Consider the following 2205-nt stretch of genomic DNA (forward strand, 5'->3'; position numbering starts at 1 on the left):
ACAGTACATGGCGTATTTTTCAAAGTACAGCCTCGAGTATGCACCATCAGCGATATCAAAAGGTTCATCAAGTTGAAGTCGCTTATGTTTAACCCAACCTTCGAGTGAGTACCAACATGATAGATATAAAGGCCCCCAAAGATTCAGAAAATGCTTTTTTGATACCAAATCATGAGTAGCAAAGTACCCCATTCTCTGCAACGCGACACTTACAGCTTGAGCTGCTTGTAATTCTTCTTTGCTCCATGTCGATACATAATCCACACTAACGTCACTAGTTACCTGACTATAAGGCTCTCTTTTGTGAGCGTCTGTCACCAACCTAATCGCAGGTTTTAATGCTGACATCTCTTCCATCGCCCAATTCAACAATTCGGCGTTACGACTTCGGGTCGATTCCTCAATAGATTTCGAACCTTGTTTCAGTCCAACCAGTAAGACGAAAGTTAAAATAACCATGACCATGTCCATTACACCGGAGACACCACTCCAATCAAACTCATGGAGCTTTACTGTCACTTCTTTTGAAATGTCTATTGCTGATGAAATTGTTAGAAATAAAGACGCAACAAACACCGATAGTAAGACAATGTTTAATATTATTTTTCTCATAACCTTCGTCCAAAAATTTTGTATATCAAATCAATACTGAGCTAAATAGTAACCTAAGTAATTACCAACATTAAGTAACTCTTTTAACCAGTCAAAAACCGTACATAGTTGATGCCAAAAATGGTGAGCTATACTTGTAAGAGAACATGGTTCATTCGGATAGGCATCATTGGATAGACGAGTTATCGCCGCTTTAAGTGGTTGACATGGCAACCACCTCACCTCAACCATTGTACCGAAAACACTAAAGTTAATTCGAGCTGGAAATGCAGAGTGTTGGGAATTAGTCTTAAGCCAACAAAAACTAAGTGCTACTCTCCACTTTCAAAGTGGGCAAATACTTCTGCACCAGTCATATTTTGTGTTTCATTTTTAAATTCGTAGTATGCGGGCTTTTCATCGATAAATATCTGATGAGTTAATTTGTAGTCATCCCCAGACATCAATAAACCGACAGGAAGGTGATACTGATTATTCGGCACCAAAAAGTAAAACAAGTGAGTACCACATTTACCGCAGAACCCTCTCTCAGCCCACTCGGATGACTTATATCTCACTACATTTGATTCACCTGATATTTTAACTGAGTCAGCGCAATCAATGACTAACATCGGACCGCCAGACCAATTTCTACACATACTACAATGACAAGCCCCCAATTCATTACTGGCGTACTCTACTTCCAACTCAACCGAGCCACATAGGCACTTTCCTTTACCTTTCATGAATCCTCCAATCTTTGCAATGTGTGTAAAATGAATAGCAGATAACGTTTTTTATACCGATGACTTAATAAGAAAAGGCTATTTTTTGTTTCCCTTATCCGACAGATACGCGGCATACTTTTTAGAGATCCATTTATGAATATGAAGCCCTGTTTTACGAACAAGATACAAATCTATAGCAGCTAGAATCACCAAACCGATTACAGTTCCCATTACAAAACCTCCATGCTCATTAAATTGTCACTCTAGCAAATAGGACAGAAAAGCACCGTGAACCTAGACATACTATCAATGCAAGTTGGATGAATTAACGCGGCCTGATGTTTTCAGCCACACGCCACAGCACACCACTTGGGTCAGTGATACAAAACTCAAGCATTCCCCAAGGCTGTTCAACAACCTCGGAAACGGTAACTTCAAATTCCGACACTACATTAGAGTTCTGGATGTGTTGATACCAACTTTTTACGTCTTCAACCAGCAAGTGCATCATGTAATTGTGACAGTGCGCAGGTTCATAAAAGTTTTGCAGAAGGAACGCACAACCGCCGTGTCGTAGATAGGCGATATCGTGAAATTCAGACATCACTTCGAAGCCGATTGACTGGTAAAAGCGCTTGGATAAATCGAAGTCTTTCGCGGGTACGAAAGACTTAATTTCTGAGACTTTGAGGTTTTCCATCCTACATCCTTATAGTGTTGATATTCTTGTGCTGACACGCTTAACGCTTTAAGTGGTTACGGCGTTTATTCAGAGCTCTTATTCAGAGTCTTGCTGAAATGAGTCAACTTCGGCTTTAGTTAGATAACGCCACTGGCCTGCTTCAACATCCAAACGAACGTCACCAATCTGTTCACGGTGTAGGCC

At 40.5% G+C, this 2205-nt stretch carries 3 protein-coding genes and 1 pseudogene; all 4 read right to left on the reverse strand.

The genetic code is table 11. From position 1 onward, the window contains the following. On the reverse strand, nt 1–612 hold a 612-nt coding region (locus AB4653_RS04235; RefSeq protein WP_372103410.1), incomplete at its 3' end, for a hypothetical protein. 311 nt (nt 613–923) lie between these two features. Then, a complete protein-coding gene (locus tag AB4653_RS04240; RefSeq protein WP_102258497.1) occupies nt 924–1337 on the reverse strand; it encodes a GFA family protein in 414 nt (137 codons plus the stop codon). A gap of 307 nt (nt 1338–1644) precedes the next feature. Then, a complete protein-coding gene (locus AB4653_RS04245) occupies nt 1645–2019 on the reverse strand; it encodes a VOC family protein (RefSeq protein ID WP_017097421.1) in 375 nt (124 codons plus the stop codon). A 78-nt stretch (nt 2020–2097) separates the two neighbouring features. Next, nucleotides 2098–2205: pseudogene (locus AB4653_RS04250) on the reverse strand (16S rRNA pseudouridine(516) synthase); the annotation flags it as partial.

It is taken from the genome of Vibrio sp. 10N.222.48.A3, from assembly GCF_041475345.1.
GTDB classification, from domain to species: domain Bacteria; phylum Pseudomonadota; class Gammaproteobacteria; order Enterobacterales; family Vibrionaceae; genus Vibrio; species Vibrio tasmaniensis_A.

Bases quoted from the DNA above. Each gene is read 5' to 3' on its own strand.
- AB4653_RS04240 (WP_102258497.1), bottom strand. From the start codon at position 1,337: ATGAAAGGTAAAGGAAAGTGCCTATGTGGCTCGGTTGAGTTGGAAGTA.
- AB4653_RS04245 (WP_017097421.1), bottom strand. From the start codon at position 2,019: ATGGAAAACCTCAAAGTCTCAGAAATTAAGTCTTTCGTACCCGCGAAA.